Annotated in this window: 20 protein-coding genes; 9 read left to right on the top strand and 11 right to left on the bottom strand. The window is 71.8% G+C overall.

The genetic code is table 11. The features are described 5' to 3' along the window. Positions 1–207: 207 nt before the first annotated feature. Positions 208–864: a DUF6758 family protein gene (locus ACZ45E_RS14285; RefSeq protein ID WP_468220491.1), complete on the bottom strand. Its 657-nt coding sequence runs from the start codon at positions 862–864 to the stop codon at positions 208–210. A gap of 228 nt (positions 865–1092) precedes the next feature. Between ACZ45E_RS14285 and ACZ45E_RS14280 the strand changes: the two genes are divergently transcribed. Next, positions 1093–2349 carry an MFS transporter gene (locus ACZ45E_RS14280; RefSeq protein WP_468220489.1) on the top strand — a complete coding sequence of 419 codons (1257 nt, stop codon included), beginning with the start codon at positions 1093–1095 and terminating at the stop codon, positions 2347–2349. Between the two features lie 97 nt (positions 2350–2446). Here the strand turns inward: ACZ45E_RS14280 and ACZ45E_RS14275 are convergent, their stop codons facing one another. Continuing rightward, positions 2447–3070 (bottom strand): suppressor of fused domain protein, encoded by a 624-nt coding sequence (locus ACZ45E_RS14275; RefSeq protein WP_468220488.1) that lies wholly within the window; start codon positions 3068–3070, stop codon positions 2447–2449. A 485-nt stretch (positions 3071–3555) separates the two neighbouring features. On the opposite strand from ACZ45E_RS14275, the gene ACZ45E_RS14270 reads away from it, so the two are divergent. Together ACZ45E_RS14270 and ACZ45E_RS14265 are read left to right on the top strand one after the other, a co-directional pair. Beyond that, positions 3556–4686, top strand: coding sequence for a magnesium and cobalt transport protein CorA (locus tag ACZ45E_RS14270; protein ID WP_468220487.1), 1131 nt, complete (start codon positions 3556–3558; stop codon positions 4684–4686). 32 nt (positions 4687–4718) lie between these two features. Then, complete coding sequence (locus tag ACZ45E_RS14265) at positions 4719–5237, top strand: hypothetical protein (protein ID WP_468220484.1); 519 nt, start codon at positions 4719–4721, stop codon at positions 5235–5237. A 35-nt stretch (positions 5238–5272) separates the two neighbouring features. Here the strand turns inward: ACZ45E_RS14265 and ACZ45E_RS14260 are convergent, their stop codons facing one another. Beyond that, positions 5273–6031 (bottom strand): hypothetical protein, encoded by a 759-nt coding sequence (locus tag ACZ45E_RS14260; protein WP_468220482.1) that lies wholly within the window; start codon positions 6029–6031, stop codon positions 5273–5275. Positions 6032–6213: 182 nt separating this feature from the next. Here ACZ45E_RS14260 and ACZ45E_RS14255 point away from each other — a divergent pair, with 182 nt between their 5' ends. Genes ACZ45E_RS14255 through ACZ45E_RS14245 form a run of 3 tightly spaced genes read left to right on the top strand, consistent with a single transcriptional unit; the run spans position 6214 to position 9224 of the window. Beyond that, entirely contained in the window at positions 6214–7488 is a 1275-nt protein-coding gene (locus tag ACZ45E_RS14255) for a magnesium transporter MgtE N-terminal domain-containing protein (RefSeq protein ID WP_468220480.1), read from the top strand. Continuing rightward, positions 7478–8047, top strand: coding sequence for a DUF1003 domain-containing protein (locus ACZ45E_RS14250; protein WP_468220478.1), 570 nt, complete (start codon positions 7478–7480; stop codon positions 8045–8047). The genes ACZ45E_RS14255 and ACZ45E_RS14250 overlap by 11 nt, the downstream gene beginning before the upstream one ends. Positions 8048–8090: 43 nt before the next feature. Next, on the top strand, positions 8091–9224 hold the full coding sequence (locus ACZ45E_RS14245) for an Mrp/NBP35 family ATP-binding protein (RefSeq protein WP_468220476.1): 1134 nt from the start codon (positions 8091–8093) through the stop codon (positions 9222–9224). Between the two features lie 67 nt (positions 9225–9291). Here the strand turns inward: ACZ45E_RS14245 and ACZ45E_RS14240 are convergent, their stop codons facing one another. The 5 genes from ACZ45E_RS14240 to sigE all read right to left on the bottom strand — a co-directional run bounded on the left by ACZ45E_RS14240 (position 9292) and on the right by sigE (position 14963). Next, positions 9292–9957, bottom strand: a complete 666-nt coding sequence (locus ACZ45E_RS14240) for a hypothetical protein (protein ID WP_468220474.1) — start codon at positions 9955–9957, stop codon at positions 9292–9294. 134 nt (positions 9958–10091) lie between these two features. Then, positions 10092–10568, bottom strand: coding sequence for a sec-independent translocase (locus tag ACZ45E_RS14235; protein ID WP_468220473.1), 477 nt, complete (start codon positions 10566–10568; stop codon positions 10092–10094). 178 nt (positions 10569–10746) lie between these two features. Next, a complete protein-coding gene (locus ACZ45E_RS14230) occupies positions 10747–12465 on the bottom strand; it encodes a S1C family serine protease (RefSeq protein WP_468220776.1) in 1719 nt (572 codons plus the stop codon). A gap of 732 nt (positions 12466–13197) precedes the next feature. Then, complete coding sequence (locus ACZ45E_RS14225) at positions 13198–14187, bottom strand: anti-sigma factor family protein (RefSeq protein WP_468220470.1); 990 nt, start codon at positions 14185–14187, stop codon at positions 13198–13200. Beyond that, positions 14184–14963: an RNA polymerase sigma factor SigE gene (sigE, locus tag ACZ45E_RS14220; protein WP_468220468.1), complete on the bottom strand. Its 780-nt coding sequence runs from the start codon at positions 14961–14963 to the stop codon at positions 14184–14186. The genes ACZ45E_RS14225 and sigE overlap by 4 nt, the downstream gene beginning before the upstream one ends. A gap of 170 nt (positions 14964–15133) precedes the next feature. On the opposite strand from sigE, the gene ACZ45E_RS14215 reads away from it, so the two are divergent. Further along, positions 15134–15826, top strand: a complete 693-nt coding sequence (locus ACZ45E_RS14215) for an O-methyltransferase (protein ID WP_468220774.1) — start codon at positions 15134–15136, stop codon at positions 15824–15826. A 103-nt stretch (positions 15827–15929) separates the two neighbouring features. Here the strand turns inward: ACZ45E_RS14215 and ACZ45E_RS14210 are convergent, their stop codons facing one another. After that, on the bottom strand, positions 15930–16097 hold the full coding sequence (locus ACZ45E_RS14210; protein WP_003966491.1) for a DUF3117 domain-containing protein: 168 nt from the start codon (positions 16095–16097) through the stop codon (positions 15930–15932). A 326-nt stretch (positions 16098–16423) separates the two neighbouring features. Between ACZ45E_RS14210 and chcB the strand changes: the two genes are divergently transcribed. Beyond that, positions 16424–17227: a 2-cyclohexenylcarbonyl CoA isomerase gene (chcB, locus tag ACZ45E_RS14205; RefSeq protein WP_468220466.1), complete on the top strand. Its 804-nt coding sequence runs from the start codon at positions 16424–16426 to the stop codon at positions 17225–17227. 7 nt (positions 17228–17234) lie between these two features. Here chcB and ACZ45E_RS14200 read toward each other — a convergent pair whose 3' ends face one another. Both ACZ45E_RS14200 and ACZ45E_RS14195 read right to left on the bottom strand, forming a co-directional pair. Next, complete coding sequence (locus ACZ45E_RS14200) at positions 17235–17828, bottom strand: DNA-3-methyladenine glycosylase I (RefSeq protein WP_468220464.1); 594 nt, start codon at positions 17826–17828, stop codon at positions 17235–17237. Next, positions 17825–18217 carry a DivIVA domain-containing protein gene (locus tag ACZ45E_RS14195; RefSeq protein ID WP_468220462.1) on the bottom strand — a complete coding sequence of 131 codons (393 nt, stop codon included), beginning with the start codon at positions 18215–18217 and terminating at the stop codon, positions 17825–17827. Before ACZ45E_RS14195 ends, ACZ45E_RS14200 begins: the two co-directional genes overlap by 4 nt. 142 nt (positions 18218–18359) lie before the next feature. Between ACZ45E_RS14195 and folP the strand changes: the two genes are divergently transcribed. Then, entirely contained in the window at positions 18360–19220 is an 861-nt protein-coding gene (folP, locus tag ACZ45E_RS14190; RefSeq protein ID WP_468220459.1) for a dihydropteroate synthase, read from the top strand. The last annotated feature ends 18 nt before the right edge of the window (positions 19221–19238 follow it).

The following is a 19238-nucleotide window of genomic DNA, read 5'->3' as shown; positions in this document are numbered from 1 at the left end:
GGAAGGGGACGCTCAAAGGATAACGGGGATTTCGAACACCCCGGGTCACCACCGAAACCGGCCCCAACCCCTTACCAACCCCTTACTCGCACCGCCCGCCGCCTCGTCCCGCGCCCGCTCGGCCACTCACGCTGCACCGCGCCTATCGCCGCCCGCCGCCGCACTCCGCGCCCGCTCCGGTCGCTCACGCCGCACCGCCGGGAGCCCTCACCGCCGCGTGTCCCCCCGCTCGAAGATGCGCGGCGACAGCGCCCCGCACGGCAGCAGGTCCACTTCGGCGCCGGCGTCGCGCAGGTCCGTCAGTACCAGCTCGTCGTACATCAGGAGCCCGGACTGCTCGGGCCACACGATCGCCCACAGCCACAGCCCGCGCGCCTCGCCCGCGAAGACCGCGCGGTCGTCGGGGGCCCCGCTGACCAGCCACATCGGGGTGGGCCGGCCCGCGGCGAGGAGTTTGGCCTGCGGCGGCCCCGCCACGTCCATGTAGGGGCCGGGGTCCGGGCCGTCGACGCCCGCGTACCGGGCGCCGAGTCCGACGCCGAGCTCTTCCGCGACGAGCACCAGCTCGCCGATGCCGCCGAGGGGGCCGGGGCCCGAGCAGGCGACGGCGGTGGCCCGGCCGCCGGTGCGGTCGTCCCCCGCGTTGGCCACACCGGTGAACAGCCAGCCGACGGGCAGCGGCCACGGCATCCAGACGGGCACCTGGGCGCGGCGCACCACGACGCCGAGGGCCTCGACGCTGGGCGGGATCACGGGCTGCAGCGGGTGGACCGCCCCGTGCGCATCGCATTGCCAGGAATCGGCAAACAGGCCGGGAGCCCTGACCCGGCCACCACACTTCGGGCAACTGGGTTCGCCCCTCATAAAACCCCACGGTCCTCCCCGTCCCGCGCCGCGTCAAGGACGATCACCCGTCCGGCGGGGAGGAGGCCGGACCGGGCGCCCCGTCCGGCGGGACGGACAGATACAGGAACAGAGGAAGAGGGAGATGCGGCCGCAGAACCACAGCAGATATAGATGTAGCTTGCATTAATTAGCCCGGCTAACTTAATATGTGCATAGGCCAACGATCCGTCGCTACAAGGAGTCGGCATGAGCCACAGCAGTACAGGAGGTCCCGTCGAAGGGGACGCGCTCGACGCGGGCGCGACCAGCCTCCTGCGTCAGCCGAAGGCGGTCTGGGCGACGGCCGGGGCATCCGTCGTCGCCTTCATGGGCATCGGGCTCGTCGACCCGATCCTGCCGTCGATCGCCAAGGGCCTGGAGGCGACGCCGAGCCAGGTCTCCCTGCTCTTCACCTCCTACTTCCTCATCACCGCCGTCGCGATGCTGGTGACCGGGTTCGTCTCCAGCCGGATCGGCGGCAAGAAGACCCTGCTCGCGGGCCTCGCGCTCGTCGTGATCTTCGCCGCGCTGGCCGGTACCTCGGGCTCGGTCGGCGAACTCGTCGGCTTCCGCGCGGGCTGGGGGCTCGGCAACGCGCTCTTCGTGTCGACGGCCCTCGCCGTCATCGTCGGCGCCGCGGCCGGTGGCAGCGCCGCCGCGATCCTGCTCTACGAGTCCGCGCTCGGCCTGGGCATGGCGTGCGGGCCGCTGGTCGGCGCCCTGCTCGGCAACGCGAGCTGGCGCTACCCGTTCTTCGGCACCGCCGCCCTGATGGCCGTCGGGTTCCTCTGCATCACGGCGCTGCTGAAGGAGCAGCCCAGGCCCGCGCGGAAGACCTCGGTCCTCGACCCGCTCAAGGCGCTCGGCCACGGTGGTCTCGCGTCGGCGGCGATCTCGGCGTTCTTCTACAACTACACGTTCTTCACCGTGCTGGCCTTCACGCCGTTCGTGCTGAACATGACCCCGTACAAGTCCGGCGCCGTCTTCTTCGCCTGGGGCGTGCTGCTCGCACTGTTCTCGGTGATCGTCGCGCCGCGCATGCAGGCCCGGTTCGGCTCGCTGCAGGTGCTCGGCGGTTCGCTGGTCCTGCTCGCCGTGGACGTCCTCGTCCTCGGCTACGGCAACCACACCGCGGCCGTCGTCTGCACGATCCTGTCCGGCGCCTTCATCGGCGTGAACAACACGGTCTACACCGAGCTCGCGCTCGGCGTCTCCGACGCGCCGCGGCCCGTGGCCAGCGCCGGTTACAACTTCGTGCGGTGGTTCGCCGCCGCGGCCGCCCCGTTCTTCGCGCCGAAGATCGAGGAGTGGAGCAACATCCACGTCCCGTTCGTGGTCGCCGCGGTCACGGCGGTGCTCGGCGCGGTCGTCGTAGGGGTGCGCAGGAACGCGCTCGCCCATGAGGCCGAGGAGCTGGAGCCGAAGCACGCCAACGAGGACAGCGTGACCGTCTTCGCCGACTAGAACGGCCGGTGCCCGGAGCGGATGACGCCGGCACGGCCAGCGCCCGGCACGGACGCCGCCCGGAACAGGCAGCCTGAACTCAGTTTCAGTTTCAGTCTCAGTCGAGCGGTACGGACCTGCGCAGCGGATCGCGCAGGTCCGTGCCGCTGCTCAGCCACTTCTCCTGGAGCGCGGCCGCGCCGTGCACCCGCTTCCACGCCGCCTCGTTCTGCGTCATCGGCAGCAGCGGCAGGAACCGTACGGGGTCGAGCGGCTCGTCCAGGTCCAGGTCCTCGACCAGGCCGCCCGGCTCCGCCACGAGCACCGAGGTGAAGGGGGCTCCTGGCCACAGCGGCTCCCCCACGTCCAGCGAGGCGCCCGGCGCCACCACGACACCCTCGACCTGCGGCGACGCCGCCAGTACGGCCAGCGGGCGCAGCACCTTGTCCGTGTCGGCGAGACCGGCGCGGACCGTCAGGACCAGCTCCGCGCGCGGGCCCTTGACCGGGTCGGCGAGAGCCGCGGTCGGGTCGGCCATCGGGGACGCGGACATGCCGAGGGTCGCGTACCGGACGAGCCCCGCGTCACCGGCACCGCCGTCGCCGTCGGTGCCGGCGCGGGTGCCGGTGAAGCGCAGCACCTCGATCCGGTCCGTGCCGAGGAACGTGACCGCCGCGCGCGCGTCCGGCGCGCCCAGGGCCGTGGTCAGCCGGGCTTCCACCAACGCAAGAACTTCTGCCATCCCGCGAGCATAGAACTCGCATGCAATGGGTAAAGACGGGGCTTGCTTCTTCAGTCGGCTGATAGTCTTGGCCGCTGGTCGGGATGGTGCGCGGTGCGTACCCGCCGAAGGCTCTCGGAGCCGTCGCGGACCCGACCCACACATGTCCCTCACGGGGGACCGGCCGGAGGAGGTGGGGCTGTCATGGATCGAAGTCGACCGTGCAGTATCACCCGTTCTTCCGGCCTCTAGGCCTGCACGCCACACCTCAGTCAGCAGAATCCATCTGCTTCCCGGGCTGCCCGCGTACGCCGGAAGAGCGCTTCGTCACCGCCTGATCTCAACGATCTTCCTGATCGCATCAGTAAGCGAAGCCGCCCAGCGTCGGTGCGGTGCTCCCCGCTTTGTGGACGTGCAGCGTGTCCGGTTGGCCAGGACGTCCTCATTCCGGGTAGTGCCGATTTTCCGGCCGCCGCGACGGCTCCCGCCCGCGAAGGAGCCTGCCCATGTCGATGATTCGCGACCTGCGTGCCGCCGTCCGTCCCTCGCTGCGCAAGAGCGTGGCCCCGTACGGCAATGAGACGCGTAACTCCTACGACTCGACCCGCGACCCGTCGGCCGTCTCCGCGGTAGTCGACTGCGCGGTCTACCGCGACGGCGCCCGCGCCGACTCCCCCCAGTGCCTCACGCCCCGCGAGGCCCGCCTCCAGGTCCGCCGCGACGGAGGCTTCGCCTGGATCGGCCTGCACGAGCCGACCGAGGCCGAATTCGCCGGTATCGCCGCCGAGTTCGGGCTGCACCCGCTCGCCGTGGAGGACGCGGTCCACGCGCACCAGCGGCCCAAGCTGGAGCGGTACGACGACACGCTCTTCGCCGTCTTCAAGACGATCCACTACGTCGAGCACGCCGAACTCACCGCCACCAGCGAGGTCGTGGAGTCCGGTGAGGTGATGTGCTTCACCGGGCGGGACTTCTTCATCACCGTGCGGCACGGCGGGCAGGGCTCGCTGCGGGCACTGCGCCACCGCCTCCAGGACGACCCCGAACTGCTCGCCAAGGGGCCGAGCGCCGTGCTGCACGCCATCGCCGACCACGTCGTCGACGGCTACCTCGCGGTCGCCGACGCGATGCAGGACGACATCGACGAGGTCGAGACCGAGGTCTTCTCGCAGGCCGGCAAAGGCGCGCCGCGCGGCTCCGACGCCGGTCGCATCTACCAACTCAAGCGCGAGGTACTGGAGTTCAAGCGCGCTGTCGCCCCGTTGCGCCGCCCGCTGCAACTGCTGAGCGAGCGGCCGATGCGGCTGATCGACCCGGACATCCAGAAGTACTTCCGGGACGTCGCCGACCATCTGGAGCGCGTACAGGAGCAGGTCATCGGCTTCGACGAACTCCTCAACTCGATCCTCCAGGCCAATCTCGCGCAGGCCTCCGTCGCCCAGAACGAGGACATGCGCAAGATCACCTCGTGGGCCGCGATCGTCGCCGTCCCGACCATGGTGTGCGGCGTGTACGGCATGAACTTCGAGCACATGCCCGAACTGCACTGGCGGTACGGCTATCCGCTCGTCCTCAGCGTCACCGTCGCCGCCTGTTTCGCGATCCACCGGACACTCAAGCGCAACGGCTGGCTCTGAGCCCCCGAGGCGGCCCTCGCTAGGCTGGCCGCATGACGACTGCTGAACTGCTCGACGCCGCCCTCGTCGAGGAGGCCACCAAGAAGTCCGGGCTCATCTGGGTCCGCGGCGCCTCGGGCCCCGAGCGGGCGCTGTGGCACGTGTGGCACGAGGGCGCGGCGCTCGTGGTCGGCGACGGGCCGGGCGAGCAGCCGCTGCCCGACCTCGTCGACGGCGGCCCGGCCACGGTCACCGTACGCAGCAAGGACAAGGGCGGGCGGCTCGTCGGCTGGCAGGCGCAGGTCGTGCTGCTCGGCCCCGGCACGGAGGCGTGGGAGGCGGCCGTCGCCGAGCTGAAGGGCAAGCGGCTGAACGCGCCCGACGCGGAGACGATGCCGCTGCGCTGGGAGCGGGAGTGCCGGGTGGTGCGGCTCGAACCGGCGCGCGGCGCGGCCGTGTTGCCCGCCTCGGAGGAGTCGCTCGCCGCCCCGCCGCTGCCCTCGCCCGCCACCACGCGCAACGCGGTGCCCGCGGGGCTGCCTCGCCTTCTCGGCCGCCGCAAGAAGCGCTGAGCGGAAGAAGCGCAGGGAGCGCCGCGCGCTTCGGGTCAGGACTCCGGGAGGGCCTGCCCGTAGTCCACCGTCTCCGTCGACTCCGGCTCCGTGAGGGGGAAGTCGCGCCCCCAGTCCGTGAGTCGCAGGGTGCCCGCGCCCGCGGCCCGCTCCAGGCGCAGGGGGTACGCCGTGCCCTCCAGGGAGACGTCGAGCGTGCCGCCGGCCCCTTCGTCGCCGGTCAGCTGGATCGTGCGGGTGCCGTCGGAGGTGCCGTGCTCGCCCTTGTCCAGGGCGCCGTGCAGCGTGAGCAGCCCGTCGAGCAGCACGTCCTTGTCCGTGAACGTGCTGAGCCGCCGGTACGCCGGGTCGCCCGTCGGCACCTTCACGTACTTGCCGTCGAGCTTCTCCGCCGCCGCGCCGTCCCCCGCACCGCCCTTGGCGTCGGCGTCGTTCGAGTGCGTCCAGAAGTCGGCGCCCGCCTTGAGGTACAGATGCTTGTCGACCCGCAGCAGCCGGAACGTACTGCCGCCCGTGGTCACCGACCCCGTGCCCCCGTCGCCCTTCAGCCGCATGTCGAGCTTGTACGTCCGGCCGCCGCTGACCACCGTGCCGGCCAGATGTACGGTGTCCGCGCTCCGCGCCGCCTTGACCGTACGGCTCTGGATCTTGGCGGGGTCCAGCTTTCCGACCCCGTTGGTGCCCGCGTCGGGATCGTCCCCGCCGCAACCCGCGAGCCCGGCCGCGAGCCCCGTGCACAGCGCGCCGACCAGAAGCGTCCTGCGAGTACGGCGGTCCAGGGCAAGTGCGGTCACGGGCGGAGCTACCTCTCGTACGGCATCTGGGCAGACGGCAGCGTACCTGTGCCATCTGCGGTTACCTGTACTGGTCCGAGGGACCGCAGGCGCAAAGCGTGCGGGACGGGCACCGGATACCCTGACCCACGGATTACTCGTATATCAGGATGGACCAGTACGAAAGGGTGGTACGAGGAACCATGGCAGCAGTGGCCCCGCGGGTCTTCGTCTCCCACCTCGCCGGTATCGCCGTCTTCGATCCGAACGGGGACCAGGTCGGGCGCGTGCGGGACCTCGTCGCCATGCTCCGCGTGGACCGGCGGCCCCCGCGCCTCCTCGGGCTCGTCGTCGAACTCTCCACCCGCCGCCGCATCTTCCTGCCCATGACCCGGGTCACCGGCATCGAGTCGGGCCAGGTCATCACGACGGGCGTGCTCAACGTCCGCCGCTTCGAACAGCGCCCCACCGAGCGTCTCGTCCTCGGCGAGATGCTCGACCGGCGTGTCCGGCTCGTGGAGTCCGGCGAGGAGGTGACCGTCCTGGACGTCTCCATCCAGCAGCTGCCCGCCCGGCGGGACTGGGAGATCGACAAGGTCTACGTACGCAAGGGCAAGGGCGGCACCTTCCGGCGCAAGGGAGAGGCGCTGACCGTCGACTGGTCCGCCGTCGACGGGTTCTCCCTGGAGGAGCACGGGCAGGGCGCCGAGAACCTGCTGGCCACCTTCGAGCAGCTGCGCCCGGCCGACCTCGCCAACGTGCTGCACCACCTCTCCCCCAAGCGCCGCGCCGAGGTCGCCGCCGCCCTCACCAACGAGCGCCTCGCCGACGTCCTCGAAGAGCTGCCCGAGGACGACCAGATCGAGATCCTCGGCAAGCTCAAGGAGGAGCGCGCCGCCGACGTGCTGGAGGAGATGGACCCGGACGACGCCGCGGATCTGCTGGGCGAGTTGCCGGAGGCCGACAAGGAGCGTCTGCTCGCCCTCATGCGGCCCAGCGACGCGGCCGACGTGCGGCGCCTGATGGCGTACGAGGAGAAGACCGCGGGCGGCCTGATGACGACCGAGCCGATCGTGCTGCGCCCGGACTCGACCGTCGCCGACGCGCTCGCCCGCGTCCGCAACCCCGACCTGTCGCCCGCGCTCGCCGCCCAGGTCTACGTGTGCCGGCCGCCGGACGAGACCCCGACCGGCAAGTACCTCGGCACCATCCACTTCCAGCGGCTGCTCCGCGACCCCCCGTACACGATGGTCAGTGCCATCCTCGACGAGGATCTCCAGGCCCTCTCGCCGAGCGCGCAGCTCCCCGAGATCGCCGGGTTCTTCGCCACGTACGACATGGTGGCGGCGCCCGTCGTCGACGAGGGCGGCTCGCTGCTCGGCGCCGTCACCGTCGACGACGTACTGGACCACATGCTGCCCGACGACTGGCGCGAGCAGGAGTTCCATCTCGCGGGGGACGTGAACCATGGCGACTGACGAACGCGACCCGCGGGCCGTGGCCGACACCCCGCGCCGCCCCCGCATCCGGCTCGACCAGCCGCTGCCGCAGCGGCGCAAGATCCTGCCGGACTACGACCCGGAGGCGTTCGGGCGGCTGTCCGAGCGCATCGCGCGGTTCCTGGGGACGGGCCGGTTCATCGTCTGGATGACGGTCATCATCATCGCGTGGGTCGCGTGGAACGTGTCCGCGCCGGCCTCCCTGCGCTTCGACCACTACCCGTTCATCTTCCTGACCCTGATGCTCTCCCTCCAGGCGTCGTACGCCGCTCCGCTGATCCTGCTCGCGCAGAACCGGCAGGACGACCGTGACCGCGTCAACCTCGAACAGGACCGCAAGCAGAACGAGCGGTCGATCGCCGACACCGAGTATCTGAGCCGCGAGGTGGCGGCCCTGCGGATCGGTCTGGGCGAGGTCGCCACCCGCGACTGGATCCGCTCCGAACTGCAGGACGTCCTCAAGGAACTGGAGGAGCAGCAGCGGACCGCCGCGTTCCCGGCGGACACCGAGCGCGGACGTGACGTAGACGACCGCTGACGGGCTTTCCGTGCCCCGGTTACCGCGCCGTACTATCGGTCGCATGGCTATGGAAGACGCGGTGCGCGAGGCGCTCGCGACAGTGAACGACCCCGAGATCCAGCGGCCCATCACCGAACTGGGGATGGTCAAATCGGTGGACATCGGTGCGGACGGAGCCGTCGCGGTCGCCGTGTACCTGACCGTTTCCGGCTGCCCGATGCGCTCCACGATCGAGAACAACGTGAAGGAGGCGGTCGGCCGCGTCGACGGTGTCACGCACGTCGACGTCGAGCTCGACGTGATGAGCGACGAGCAGCGCAAGGAGCTCGCGAGCGCGCTGCGCGGCGGGACCGCCGAGCGCGAGGTCCCCTTCGCCAAGCCCGGCTCGCTGACCCGCGTGTACGCGGTGGCCTCCGGCAAGGGCGGCGTCGGCAAGTCCTCCGTGACCGTGAACCTGGCGGCCGCGCTCGCCGCCGACGGCCTGAAGGTCGGCGTCGTCGACGCGGACATCTACGGCCACAGCGTCCCGCGCATGCTCGGCGCCGACGGCAAGCCCACCCAGGTCGAGAACATGATCATGCCGCCGTCGGCGCACGGCGTGAAGGTCATCTCCATCGGCATGTTCACGCCGGGCAACGCCCCGGTGGTGTGGCGCGGCCCGATGCTCCACCGCGCCCTCCAGCAGTTCCTCGCGGACGTCTACTGGGGCGACCTGGACGTGCTCCTGCTCGACCTGCCGCCGGGCACCGGTGACATCGCCATCTCCGTCGCCCAGCTGGTGCCGAACGCGGAGATCCTCGTCGTGACGACGCCTCAGCAGGCCGCCGCCGAGGTCGCCGAGCGGGCCGGCTCCATCGCGGTGCAGACCCACCAGAAGATCGTCGGCGTGGTCGAGAACATGTCGGGCCTGCCCTGCCCGCACTGCGGCGAGATGGTCGACGTGTTCGGCACCGGCGGCGGCCGGTCGGTCGCCGAGGGGCTGACGAGGACGACGGGCACGAACGTCCCGGTCCTCGGCTCCATCCCGATCGACGTGCGCCTGCGCGAGGGCGGCGACAACGGCAAGCCGGTGGTGCTGAGCGACCCCGACTCCCCCGCCGGTTCGGCGCTGCGCGCCATCGCGTCCAAGCTGGGCGAGCGCCAGCGCGGCCTGTCGGGCATGTCCCTCGGCATCACGCCGCGCAACAAGTTCTGAGCACTCTGAGCACGCATGCGAGAAGCGGGGCGCACCGGATTCGGTGCGGCCCGCTTCTGCGTATCCGTCAGGCGAGCGCCGCGATGTCCTTGACCACGGAGAAGGCGAGCCCGTACGCGCTCATGCCCCGTCCGTACGCGCCCAGGTGCGCCCCGGCCTGCGTGGACCCGGCCAGCACCCACCCGTACTCGGACTCGCGGTAGTGGAACGGCGTCGGCGCCCCGTCCACCGGCAGCGACAGCGACGCCCAGTCATCGGAGTCGAGGTCGTCGGCGAGTACCCAGGCCGTCTCGGTCTGCTGGTCCAGCCAGTCGTCGCGCAGGGTGTGGTCCATCTGGCCCGGCCAGGTGTACGAGAGCAGTCCGACCCCGGCGAGCCAGGCCGCCGAGGAGACGGACGTGGCGTCCAGGACACCCGTGCCGTCGGCGCTGCGCCGTACGGGGTTCGCGGCGACGGTCACCACGACCGCGAACCGCTCGGTGGCCTCTCCCTGCAGGGTTCCTTCGCTGCGTACCGAGGGCTCGTCACCGTGCCCGATCGAACCGTGCTCGACGGACCCGTCCGCCGTGGTGCCGACCTTCATCAGCCAGCGCGGTCCCGTAAAGGCCTCGTCGAGGCCGTACCACGGGAAGGGCGCCAGCAGGTAGCCGTCGACCGTTCGCCGGGCCGCGGGGGCCTTCTCGGCCCCCTCGGTGTCCGGCGCCTGCGCGCCCACCCGACTCGTCGTCTCCATGTACCCGGCCGCCTCCTCGCTCTCGTACGGACCGGAGCGGCCCGCCCCCCTCGGGCGTTCTCACGTTCGGTCCGCGCAACAACAAGGCAGGATGCCACACCGGGCCCGGGAGGCCCGGTTCCAGGAGGTCCGGTTCAGGTCGCGTCGGCGTCGAACGGCGGGCGGGCGTCGGCAGCCGGCTGCTCGGGTCGCTTCTCCATGTCGGGACGCTTGCGCATGTCCACGCTGCCGCCGGAGCCCGTACCCGAGCCGGCGGCCGTCGTCGTGGCGGCGGAGTCCTCCAGCTCACCGACGGTGTGCACCGCGTCGGTGATGTCGGCCATCTCCTTCTTCAGGTCGAAGCCGTTGCGGATCTCCTTGAGCCCCAGCTCGTCGCTGTCCAGCTGCTTGCGGATGAACGTCTTGGGGTTCAGGTCCTCGAACTCGAAGTCCTTGAACTCCGGGCCCAGTTCACTGCGGATGTCTTCCTTCGCGCTGTCCGAGAACTCGCGGATCTTGCGTATGGTGCGCGAGACGTCCTGGATGAGCTTCGGGAGCTTGTCGGGGCCGAAGACCAGTACGGCCAGCACGACGAGCGTCACGACCTCCAGTGGGCCAATGTCGTTGAACACCTTGCACTCCTAGCGTGTCCTCGGCCCGCGGCGGTCTTCAGTAGCAGGTCTTCGGCAGGGTCCGGCATCGGACCGGGTCCACGGTACCCGGCGATGCTGTCCGTCCGGTAGCCACTGGGCCACCTCCAGGATCACGGAAGCTGTCCCCGGGCCTTCGGGTACACCGCGGCCCGGGCGGTCAGTTTCCGTCGGCCGAGCCGAGGACGAGGGTCACCTGCCGTTCCTTTCCGTCCCGTTCGACCGTGAGGTCCAGTCCGTCCTTCGGGCGGTGGGCGCGGATCTTGACGATCAGCTCCTCGCCGGAGTGCACCCGCACGCCGTCGACCTCGGTGATCACGTCGCCGGGTTCGATGCCCGCCTTGTCGCCTGGGCCGCCCGGGGAGACCGCGGAACCGCCGTCGTTGCCCTTCGTGCCGACGCGGGCGCCGTCGCCCGAGTAGTCCATGTCGAGCGTGACGCCGATCACCGGGTGCGTGGCCTTGCCGGTGTTGATGAGCTCCTCGGCGACGCGCTTGGCCTGGTTGATCGGGATGGCGAAGCCGAGGCCGATCGAGCCCGACTGGCCGCCGTCCAGCTCCGAGCCGCTGTCCGCGGAACGGATGGCGCTGTTGATGCCGATGACCCGTGCCTTCGAGTCGACGAGCGGACCGCCGGAGTTGCCCGGGTTTATGGGGGCGTCGGTCTGTAGCGCGTCCACGTAGCTGACGTCGTTGCCGTCGCCCTTCTCGCCGCCCGCCGTGATGGGCCGGTCCTTGGCGCTGATGATGCCCGAGGTGACCGTGTTGGCCAGGTCGAAGGGGGCGCCGATGGCCACGACGGGGTCGCCGACCTGCACGTTCGTCGAGTTGCCGAGGGGCAGCGGCTTCAGTCCGTGGACGCCGGAGACCTTGATGACAGCGAGGTCGTAGCCGCTGTCATGACCGACGACGTCCGCGTCGGCGCTCTCGCCGCCCGCGAAGGTGACCGATATCCGGCCCTTGGAGCCGGCCGGGTCGACGACGTGGTTGTTGGTGAGGATGTGGCCGCGGTCGTCGAGGACGAACCCGGTGCCGGTGCCCTGCTCCGACGAGCCCTCCGTGTGGATCGTGACGACACCGGGCAGCGCGCTGGCCGCGATGCCGGCGACGCTGTCGGGGGCGCGGTGCGCGGATTCGGCCCCGGCCTGCGGGAACGCGACGTCCCTCCCGCCGTTGCGCTCGAGGTAGGAGCCCAGGGCTCCTCCTACGACACCGGCCACCAGGGCGATCACCGCCGCCCCGAGCGCCACCGTCCGCCGCGACCGCCCTCGGCGGGGCCCTGCCACCGCCCCGGACGCGGGCGCGGCCCACGGGTCGTACCGCTGCCAGGGCCCGGCGGGGGCGGGGGCCTGGAGGGGGCCCGGGGCTCCGGGCAGGGGCGGGGCCGAGGACACGGGCGCGGGCGCGGGGAAGGTCTGGCCCTGCGCGCCCTGCGGGGCCGGCTGATGCGGGTGTGCCGGGACGAACGCACCGGTCTCCGGGTACGGCTGACCGGGCTGATACGCCTGCTCCGGGCCGACGTGCGGCGGCGGCCCCGCTTGCTGGGGCACATCAGGGACGCCCGGGTAGACCTGCTCGGGGGCTGCGTGCGGGATCTGGGCCGCGCCGGGGCTACCCGGGTAGACCTGCTCGGGGGCGACGTGCGGGGGCGGCGCGGCGTGCGGAGGCGGCGCGGCATGCGGAGGCGGCGCGGCATGCGGGGACGGCGCGGCATGCGGGGACGGCGCGGCATGCGGGGGCAGGGCAACATGCGGGGGCGGCTCTGACGGCTGGGCCTCGCCGGGGCTGCCCGTGTAGGTCTGCTCGGGGCCGGTGTGCGGGGACAACCCTGACGGCTGAGCCGCACCGGGACCCCCCGGATAGACCTGCTCAGGGCCCATACCTGCCGGCTGCTGAGCCGCGCCGGGGCTCAGCGGGAACGTCTGCTGCGGGTTGCCGCCCGGCGGGATCTCCGTGCCGTGAGCCGGGGTGGCCGCAGGGTGCTGTACGGGCGGCGCGAGCGCCCACGGTCCGGGCTCACCGTACGGAGGCGTGCTGTAGGGGTCCGGGTCGTGCAACGGGCGGGGTGCGTCCCCCGCCGGGTCCGGCCGGTACGCGTCCGGTACGGCATCGGCCGGGGGCGCGGCGCTGTCGGCAGCCGGGTCAACCCCGGGAACCCCGGGAACAGCCGAAGGCACAACCGCGTCCGCCGGGAACGCAGGACTGCCGATAGCCACACCGCCCCCAGGAACAGCCGAAGGCACATCCGCGTCCGCCGAGGGAGCCGGGCTCTCGGTGTCCTCGGCGCCGGCCGCCTCTTCCGGAACGGCCGCACCCGGGGCCCCCACGCCTGCGCCGGCGGGGTCGGGCGCCGCTTCTTCGCCGGAGGCCGGCGCAGGCGCGGGCGCGGGCAGATGCCAGTCACCGTCGTCGGCGACGCCCCCCGTGTTCGGTCGGGGGCGGCTCCACCACTTGGCCTTTGTGGGCTTGCCCTCGTCCATGTCCCGCCGCTCTCCCCACACCTGGCCCCTGGCACCACGCCGAGGGCTTCTACCGCGCTCACTCCGGATCAGCGTCCGGCGCGCGGCCTCACCTGGATTCAACCAGGTTCGGCGGCCCGGGCGCAGGGGGCGTCAGCGGACCGAGGACGACCGGGAGGAGAGCGTCGGCGCGGCCGCGGAGGCCGTGGCCGACCCGTCCGGTGCCGCCTTGAACACGGTCGCCTCTGATGCCGGTATCGGCTCCAGGGCCACCGCGACGGTCGGCGACGGGGCCGGTGCCAGCGGTCGTATCAGGGGCGACATGCGCGCGGCCCCGGACAGCAGCGGAGTGGCGAAGGGGTAGCTCGCGCTCTCCGTGTGCCCGCCGCCCGGCAGCAGCGGCGCGCTCGCTCGGGTCGACGAGACCGGCGCCGCGAGGGCGCCGCCGCGCTGACCGAGCAGCGGGGAGAGCGACCTGCGCCGCTGTGCTTCGGTCGTCGACGCGGCGGATGTCTGGCTGCGCAGCGGCGTGACGTTGCTGCCGGAGCCGCCTCCGCGTGCGTCGGAACTGTCGAGCGGGGCACCGGCCGTGACTCCGCCGAGCGCGATCGCGGCCAGCGAGACCGCTCCGGCCGCGGCGAACGCGAAGCGGCGCCCGCGTGAGGCCCGGTCGGCGTCGTGCCGGTCGGGCCGGCCCAGCTCGTGGATGCGGAAGCCGCGCTGCGTACCGGGGAGCACGGAGCCGTGCGCGCCGGACGGCGCGTAGCCGAAGGGCTCGGGGTCTACGGCGAAGACGCCTCCCCCGAGTCCCGGTCCGCTGCCGAAGGCGCGTCCCGTGACGAAGCCTCCTCCCCCGAACGGTGGGGAGCCACCGTCGCTGTCACCTCCGGCGGGCAGGCCCTGGAGGCGGGCGAGGAAACTCTCGGAGGGCGGCGGCGGGGCCACCTCGGCGAAGACGCTCTTGAGGCGGCGCTGTGCGTCGGCCTCGGCCTTGCATTTGGGACAGGTCGCCAGGTGCGCGAGGCCGCGCTCGCGGGCATCGTGATCCAGCTCGCCGTCGACGAGTGCGGCCAGCCGGTCTCCCAGGTGCTGGTCGGCCGCGGTCTGCTGACGCTCGGCAGGATTGAGACGTGATCCACTCACGCGGTCGCGCCCCCTCCTCCTAGGACGGGGGTCCCCCCTGTGGTCGCGAACGTGCGGCGCTCGGCGCGGGCCTCGGGAGAGCGGTGCTGCAACGCCTTGCGCAGCTGCGAGCGGCCGCGGTGGATTCGGCTGCGGACCGTGCCCAGCTTCACGCCCAGGGTGGCGGCGATCTCCTCGTACGAGAGGCCCTCGATGTCGCAGAGGACGACGGCGGCGCGGAACTCGGGCGCCAGCGTGTCCAGCGCCTGCTGGACGTCGGCGTCGAAGTGCGCGTCGTTGAAGAGCTGCTGTGGCGAGGGCTCACGGCTGGGCAGGCGCTCGGCGGCGTCGTCCCCCAGCGCGTCGAAGCGGATGCGCTGCTTGCGGCGGACCATGTCCAGGAACAGGTTGGTGGTGATGCGGTGCAGCCAGCCCTCGAACGTGCCGGGCGTGTACGTCGACAGGGAGCGGAAGACACGGACGAAGACCTCTTGCGTGAGGTCCTCGGCGTCGTGCTGGTTCCCGGTGAGGCGGTAGGCGAGGCGATAGACCCGGCCACTGTGCGTGCTGACGATCTCCTCCCAGGTGGGCGGAGTCCACGCCTGCGATTCCGCGTCAGCGGCAAAGGTCGCGGTCTGCTGCGCGGAGTCAACGGTGCGGAATCGGTCAGCGGTGTCGGTCACGGATTTCGGCTCACCTGCCGACCTGAGAAAGCGCCGCAGCAGCCCTCCCCGATCCCCAGGCGCAGCCGCACCTCCCCTGTCGGCTCTGGTGGTGTCCAGTGGAGCCCCTACCATAGCCACCTCGCCCGTTAGCTCCGGATAAGCGTTTTTACTCAGATTTGCCGGTCGACTCTCGGCCGCCCGTTCTGTCGCTGTCGCCATCGCGTCGACCCCCGCTTCTGCCCGCTCTTTCCCCCTGCACCTTCAAACGCCCGGTCCCATCTGCGAGTTCCCGGCGCCAACGGATAAAGTCACGCGCAGGCAAGCACAGGCATGCACAGGGACAACGGGGACAGGAGAGGGCCATTACCGGCAACCGGCAGACGAGCTGGGCGTTCGCCGACGCCTTTGTCGCCGAGGACGACGCCGTGCGCTGGGCCCGTGACCGGGCCCGGGAGGCAGGGTTGCGCTCGGTGTCCCCCGGCGCGGGCGCCGCGCTGCGGATGCTCGCTGCCACGGTGGAGGCGAAGGCGGTCGCCGAGATCGGGACGGGCACGGGGGTGTCCGGAATCCACCTGTTGCACGGAATGCGCCCCGACGGCGTCCTGACCACGGTCGATCCCGAGCCGGAGCAGCAGCAGTTCGCCCGGCAGGCGTTCCGTGCGGCGGGATTCGCCAGCAACCGGGCCCGGTTCATCCCGGGGCGCGCCCTCGACGTGCTTCCCCGGCTCGCGGACAGCGGGTACGACCTCGTCTTCTGCGACGGTGATCGCATGGAGAGCCTGGACTATCTCGCTGAATCGTTGCGTCTGCTGCGGCCCGGCGGGCTGGTCTGCTTCGAGGGCGTCTTCGCCGACGGGCGGACCGTGGACTCGGGTCCGCAGCCGGTGGAAGTGGTGCGGCTGCGGGAGCTGCTGCGGGCGGTGCGGGAGAGCCCCGAGCTGGTGTCGTCCCTGCTGCCGGTCGGGGACGGACTGCTCTGCGCCGTGAAGCGCTGACGCCCCGCCGGCCGCCCCGCACCACAGGAATGTATCCGGACATACGACTACCCCGGCACCGAATATGTGCCGGGGTAGTCGAAAAGGTATGGTCGCTTCCGCGTCAGCCGACGACCTTCTTCAGGGCGTCGCCGAGGGCATCGGCCTCGTCCGGCGTCAGCTCTACCACGAGCCGACCGCCGCCTTCGAGCGGAACGCGCATGACGATGCCCCGCCCCTCCTTTGTCACCTCGAGCGGGCCGTCACCCGTCCGCGGCTTCATGGCCGCCATGCTCGTTCCCCTTCCTGAAACCAGCTCATCGTCATCAGCCGACGGCCCTCTGGACGGGCACACGTCACCGGCATCGAACACCTTGCTTCCAGGCCATTATCCCGCATCACGGGACCCGATGACCAACATCAGTCGGCATCGCTTGCGCAACGCGCTCGCGCAAAACCACTCAATTCGGCGATGTGACTGCGATACTGCGCCGCTCTCGTGTCCTTTCCGAGGAGAAATTGTTTGACGCAGGTCACACGCCGGGGGTGCACCGTACGCCGTGATCTCCGTCATGCTGTGCACGGACGACTGAGCAACCGCATAGCTGGAGGAGCGTCATGGCCGACACCGTGCTCTACGAGGTGAGCGACGGGCTCGCGACGATCACGCTGAACCGCCCCGAGGCGATGAACGCGATGAACACCGAGGCCAAGGTCGCTCTCCGCGACGCGGTGCAGGCAGCCGCCGCGGACGTGGCGGTACGGGCCGTGCTGCTGACGGCGGCCGGGGACCGGGCCTTCTGCGTCGGGCAGGACCTCAAGGAGCACGTGGGGACCCTCACGGCGGACCGTAAGGCCGGCGAGGGCCGGACCATGAGCACGGTGCGGGAGCACTACAACCCGATCGTGCGTGCGCTGACCGGGATGAAGAAGCCGGTGGTCGCCGCGGTCAACGGCGTGGCGGCCGGCGCGGGCCTCGGATTCGCGCTCTGCGCGGACTACCGGATCGTGGCGGACACGGCGTCGTTCAACACGTCGTTCGCCGGGGTCGCCCTGACCGCCGACTCCGGTGTCTCGTGGACACTGCCGCGGCTTGTCGGGCCGGGCCGCGCGCTCGACCTGCTGCTGTTCCCGCGCACCATCTCGGCGCACGAGGCGTACGAGATCGGGGCCGTGCACCGGATCGTGCCCGCCGACGAACTGGCCGACACGGCCCGCGCGCTGGCGCTGATGCTCGCCTCCGGCCCGACGGTCGCGTACGCCGCGCTCAAGGAGTCCGTCGCCTTCGCCTCGGACCACTCCCTGGACGAGTCCCTCGACAAGGAGGACGAGCTGCAGGCGCGGGCCGGTGGGTCCGAGGACCACCTCATCGCCGTGCAGGCCTTCATCGCGAAGGAGAAGCCGAACTACCTGGGGCGCTGAGCCGGGCTCAGGCCGGCGTGCGGGCCACGCAGTCCGCCAGGTGGTCGTCGACCAGCCCGCACGCCTGCATCAGCGCGTACGCCGTCGTCGGGCCGACGAAGCGCAGGCCGCGCTTCTTGAGGGTCTTGGAGAGGGCCGTCGACTCGTCGGTGATCGCCGGTACGTCGCTCAGCGTCCTCGGTGCCGGGCGGGCGGCCGGGTCCGGGGCGTGGGACCAGATCAGCTCGTCGAGTTCGCCGGGTGACCAGTCCGCGAGCACGCGCGCGTTGGCGAGCGTGGCGTCGACCTTGGCCCGGTTGCGGATGATGCCGGGGTCGGCGAGGAGGCGCTCGCGGTCGGCGTCCGTGTAGGCCGCCACCTCCGCGATCTTGAAGTGGTCGAACGCGGCGCGGAACGTCTCGCGGCGGCGCAGAATCGTGATCCAGGACAGACCCGACTGGAAGGCCTCAAGGGACAGGCGCTCGAACAGCGCGTCGTCGCCGCGGACCGGGCGGCCCCACTCCTCGTCGTGGTACGCGACGTAGTCGGCGGTCGACAGGCCCCAGGGGCAGCGCAGCCGGCCGTCGGGCCCCGGGACGGCGCCACTCTGCGGTGTGCTCACCGGTGGCCCTCCCCGGTCTCGCTCCCGTACCCGCCGGGCGGCGCGAAGCCCGCGTCCGGGCCCCGGTCGGCGGGGCGCCGGGCCTGCGCGTGGGCCGTGGCGAGGTCGGACTCCAGCTCCGCGATGCGGGCGTCGCGCTCGGCGAGCTCCGCCCCGAGCCGGTTCAGCGCGTCGTCGACCTCCGCCATGCGGTAGCCGCGCACCGCTGTGGGCAGGCGCAGCTCCTCGACGTCGGCGCGGGCCAGCGGGCGGTCCGGGGGCAGCGGGTCCGCGTAGAACTGGGGCGGCTCCTCGCGCAGCGCGCCGCCGTCGCCCCCGCCGAGGACCGCGAGCGTCACCGCCGCGACCACCACGACGAGCGCGGCGACCAGAAACAAGAACATGACCATCGCTGCCGTCCCCTGGCTCTACCGGGCCGGTACCTGCGTACACGGGCGTCCCGAAACCGTCAGGCTCCGATCGTGCCATGCCGCACCGACAGTTAAGGTCGCAGGCGACCGTTGCAGTGGGATCCAGAGGAGAGTCACAGGGATGCTCAGGCTGGGCCGGCGCGAGTTCGACGCGCACGAGCCGGTGATCATGGCGATCGTGAACCGGACCCCGGACTCCTTCTACGACCAGGGCGCCACGTTCCAGGACGAGCCGGCGCTCGCGCGGGTCGAGCAGGCGGTGGCCGAGGGCGCCGCGATCGTCGACATCGGCGGGGTGAAGGCCGGTCCCGGCGAGGAGGTCGACGCCGAGGAGGAGGCGCGCAGGACCGTCGGGTTCGTCGCCGAGGTGCGCCGCCGCTTCCCCGACGTGATCATCAGCGTGGACACGTGGCGGCACGAGGTCGGCGAGGCCGTGTGCGAGGCGGGCGCGGATCTGCTCAACGACGCGTGGGGCGGCGTCGACCCCAGACTCGCGGAGGTCGCGGCGCGCCACAAGGTGGGCATCGTCTGCACGCACGCGGGCGGGGCCGAGCCGCGGACGCGGCCGCATCGGGCGACGTACGACGACGTGATGGCCGACATCCTGGCCGTGACGGTCGGGTACGCGGAGCGGGCGGTCGCGCTCGGGGTGGAGCGCGAGTCGGTGCTGATCGATCCGGGGCACGACTTCGGGAAGAACACGCGCCACTCCCTGGAGGCGACGCGGCGGCTCCCGGAGATGGTGGACACGGGCTGGCCGGTGCTGGTCTCCCTGTCCAACAAGGACTTCGTGGGCGAGACGCTCGACAAGCCGGTCAAGGAGCGGGTCATCGGGACGCTGGCGACGACGGCGGTGTCGGCGTGGCTGGGGGCGCAGGTCTACCGGGTGCACGAGGTCGCCGAGACCCGGCAGGTCCTCGACATGGTGGCGTCCATCGCGGGGCACCGGCCCCCGGCGGTCGCCCGCCGGGGACTCGCGTAAGCGGCCCGCTGGAGAAGG

It is taken from the genome of Streptomyces sp. NPDC030991, assembly GCF_055571235.1.
Note: the sequence above shows the minus strand (reverse complement) of the source record. Positions and strands in the feature narration are given on the sequence as shown.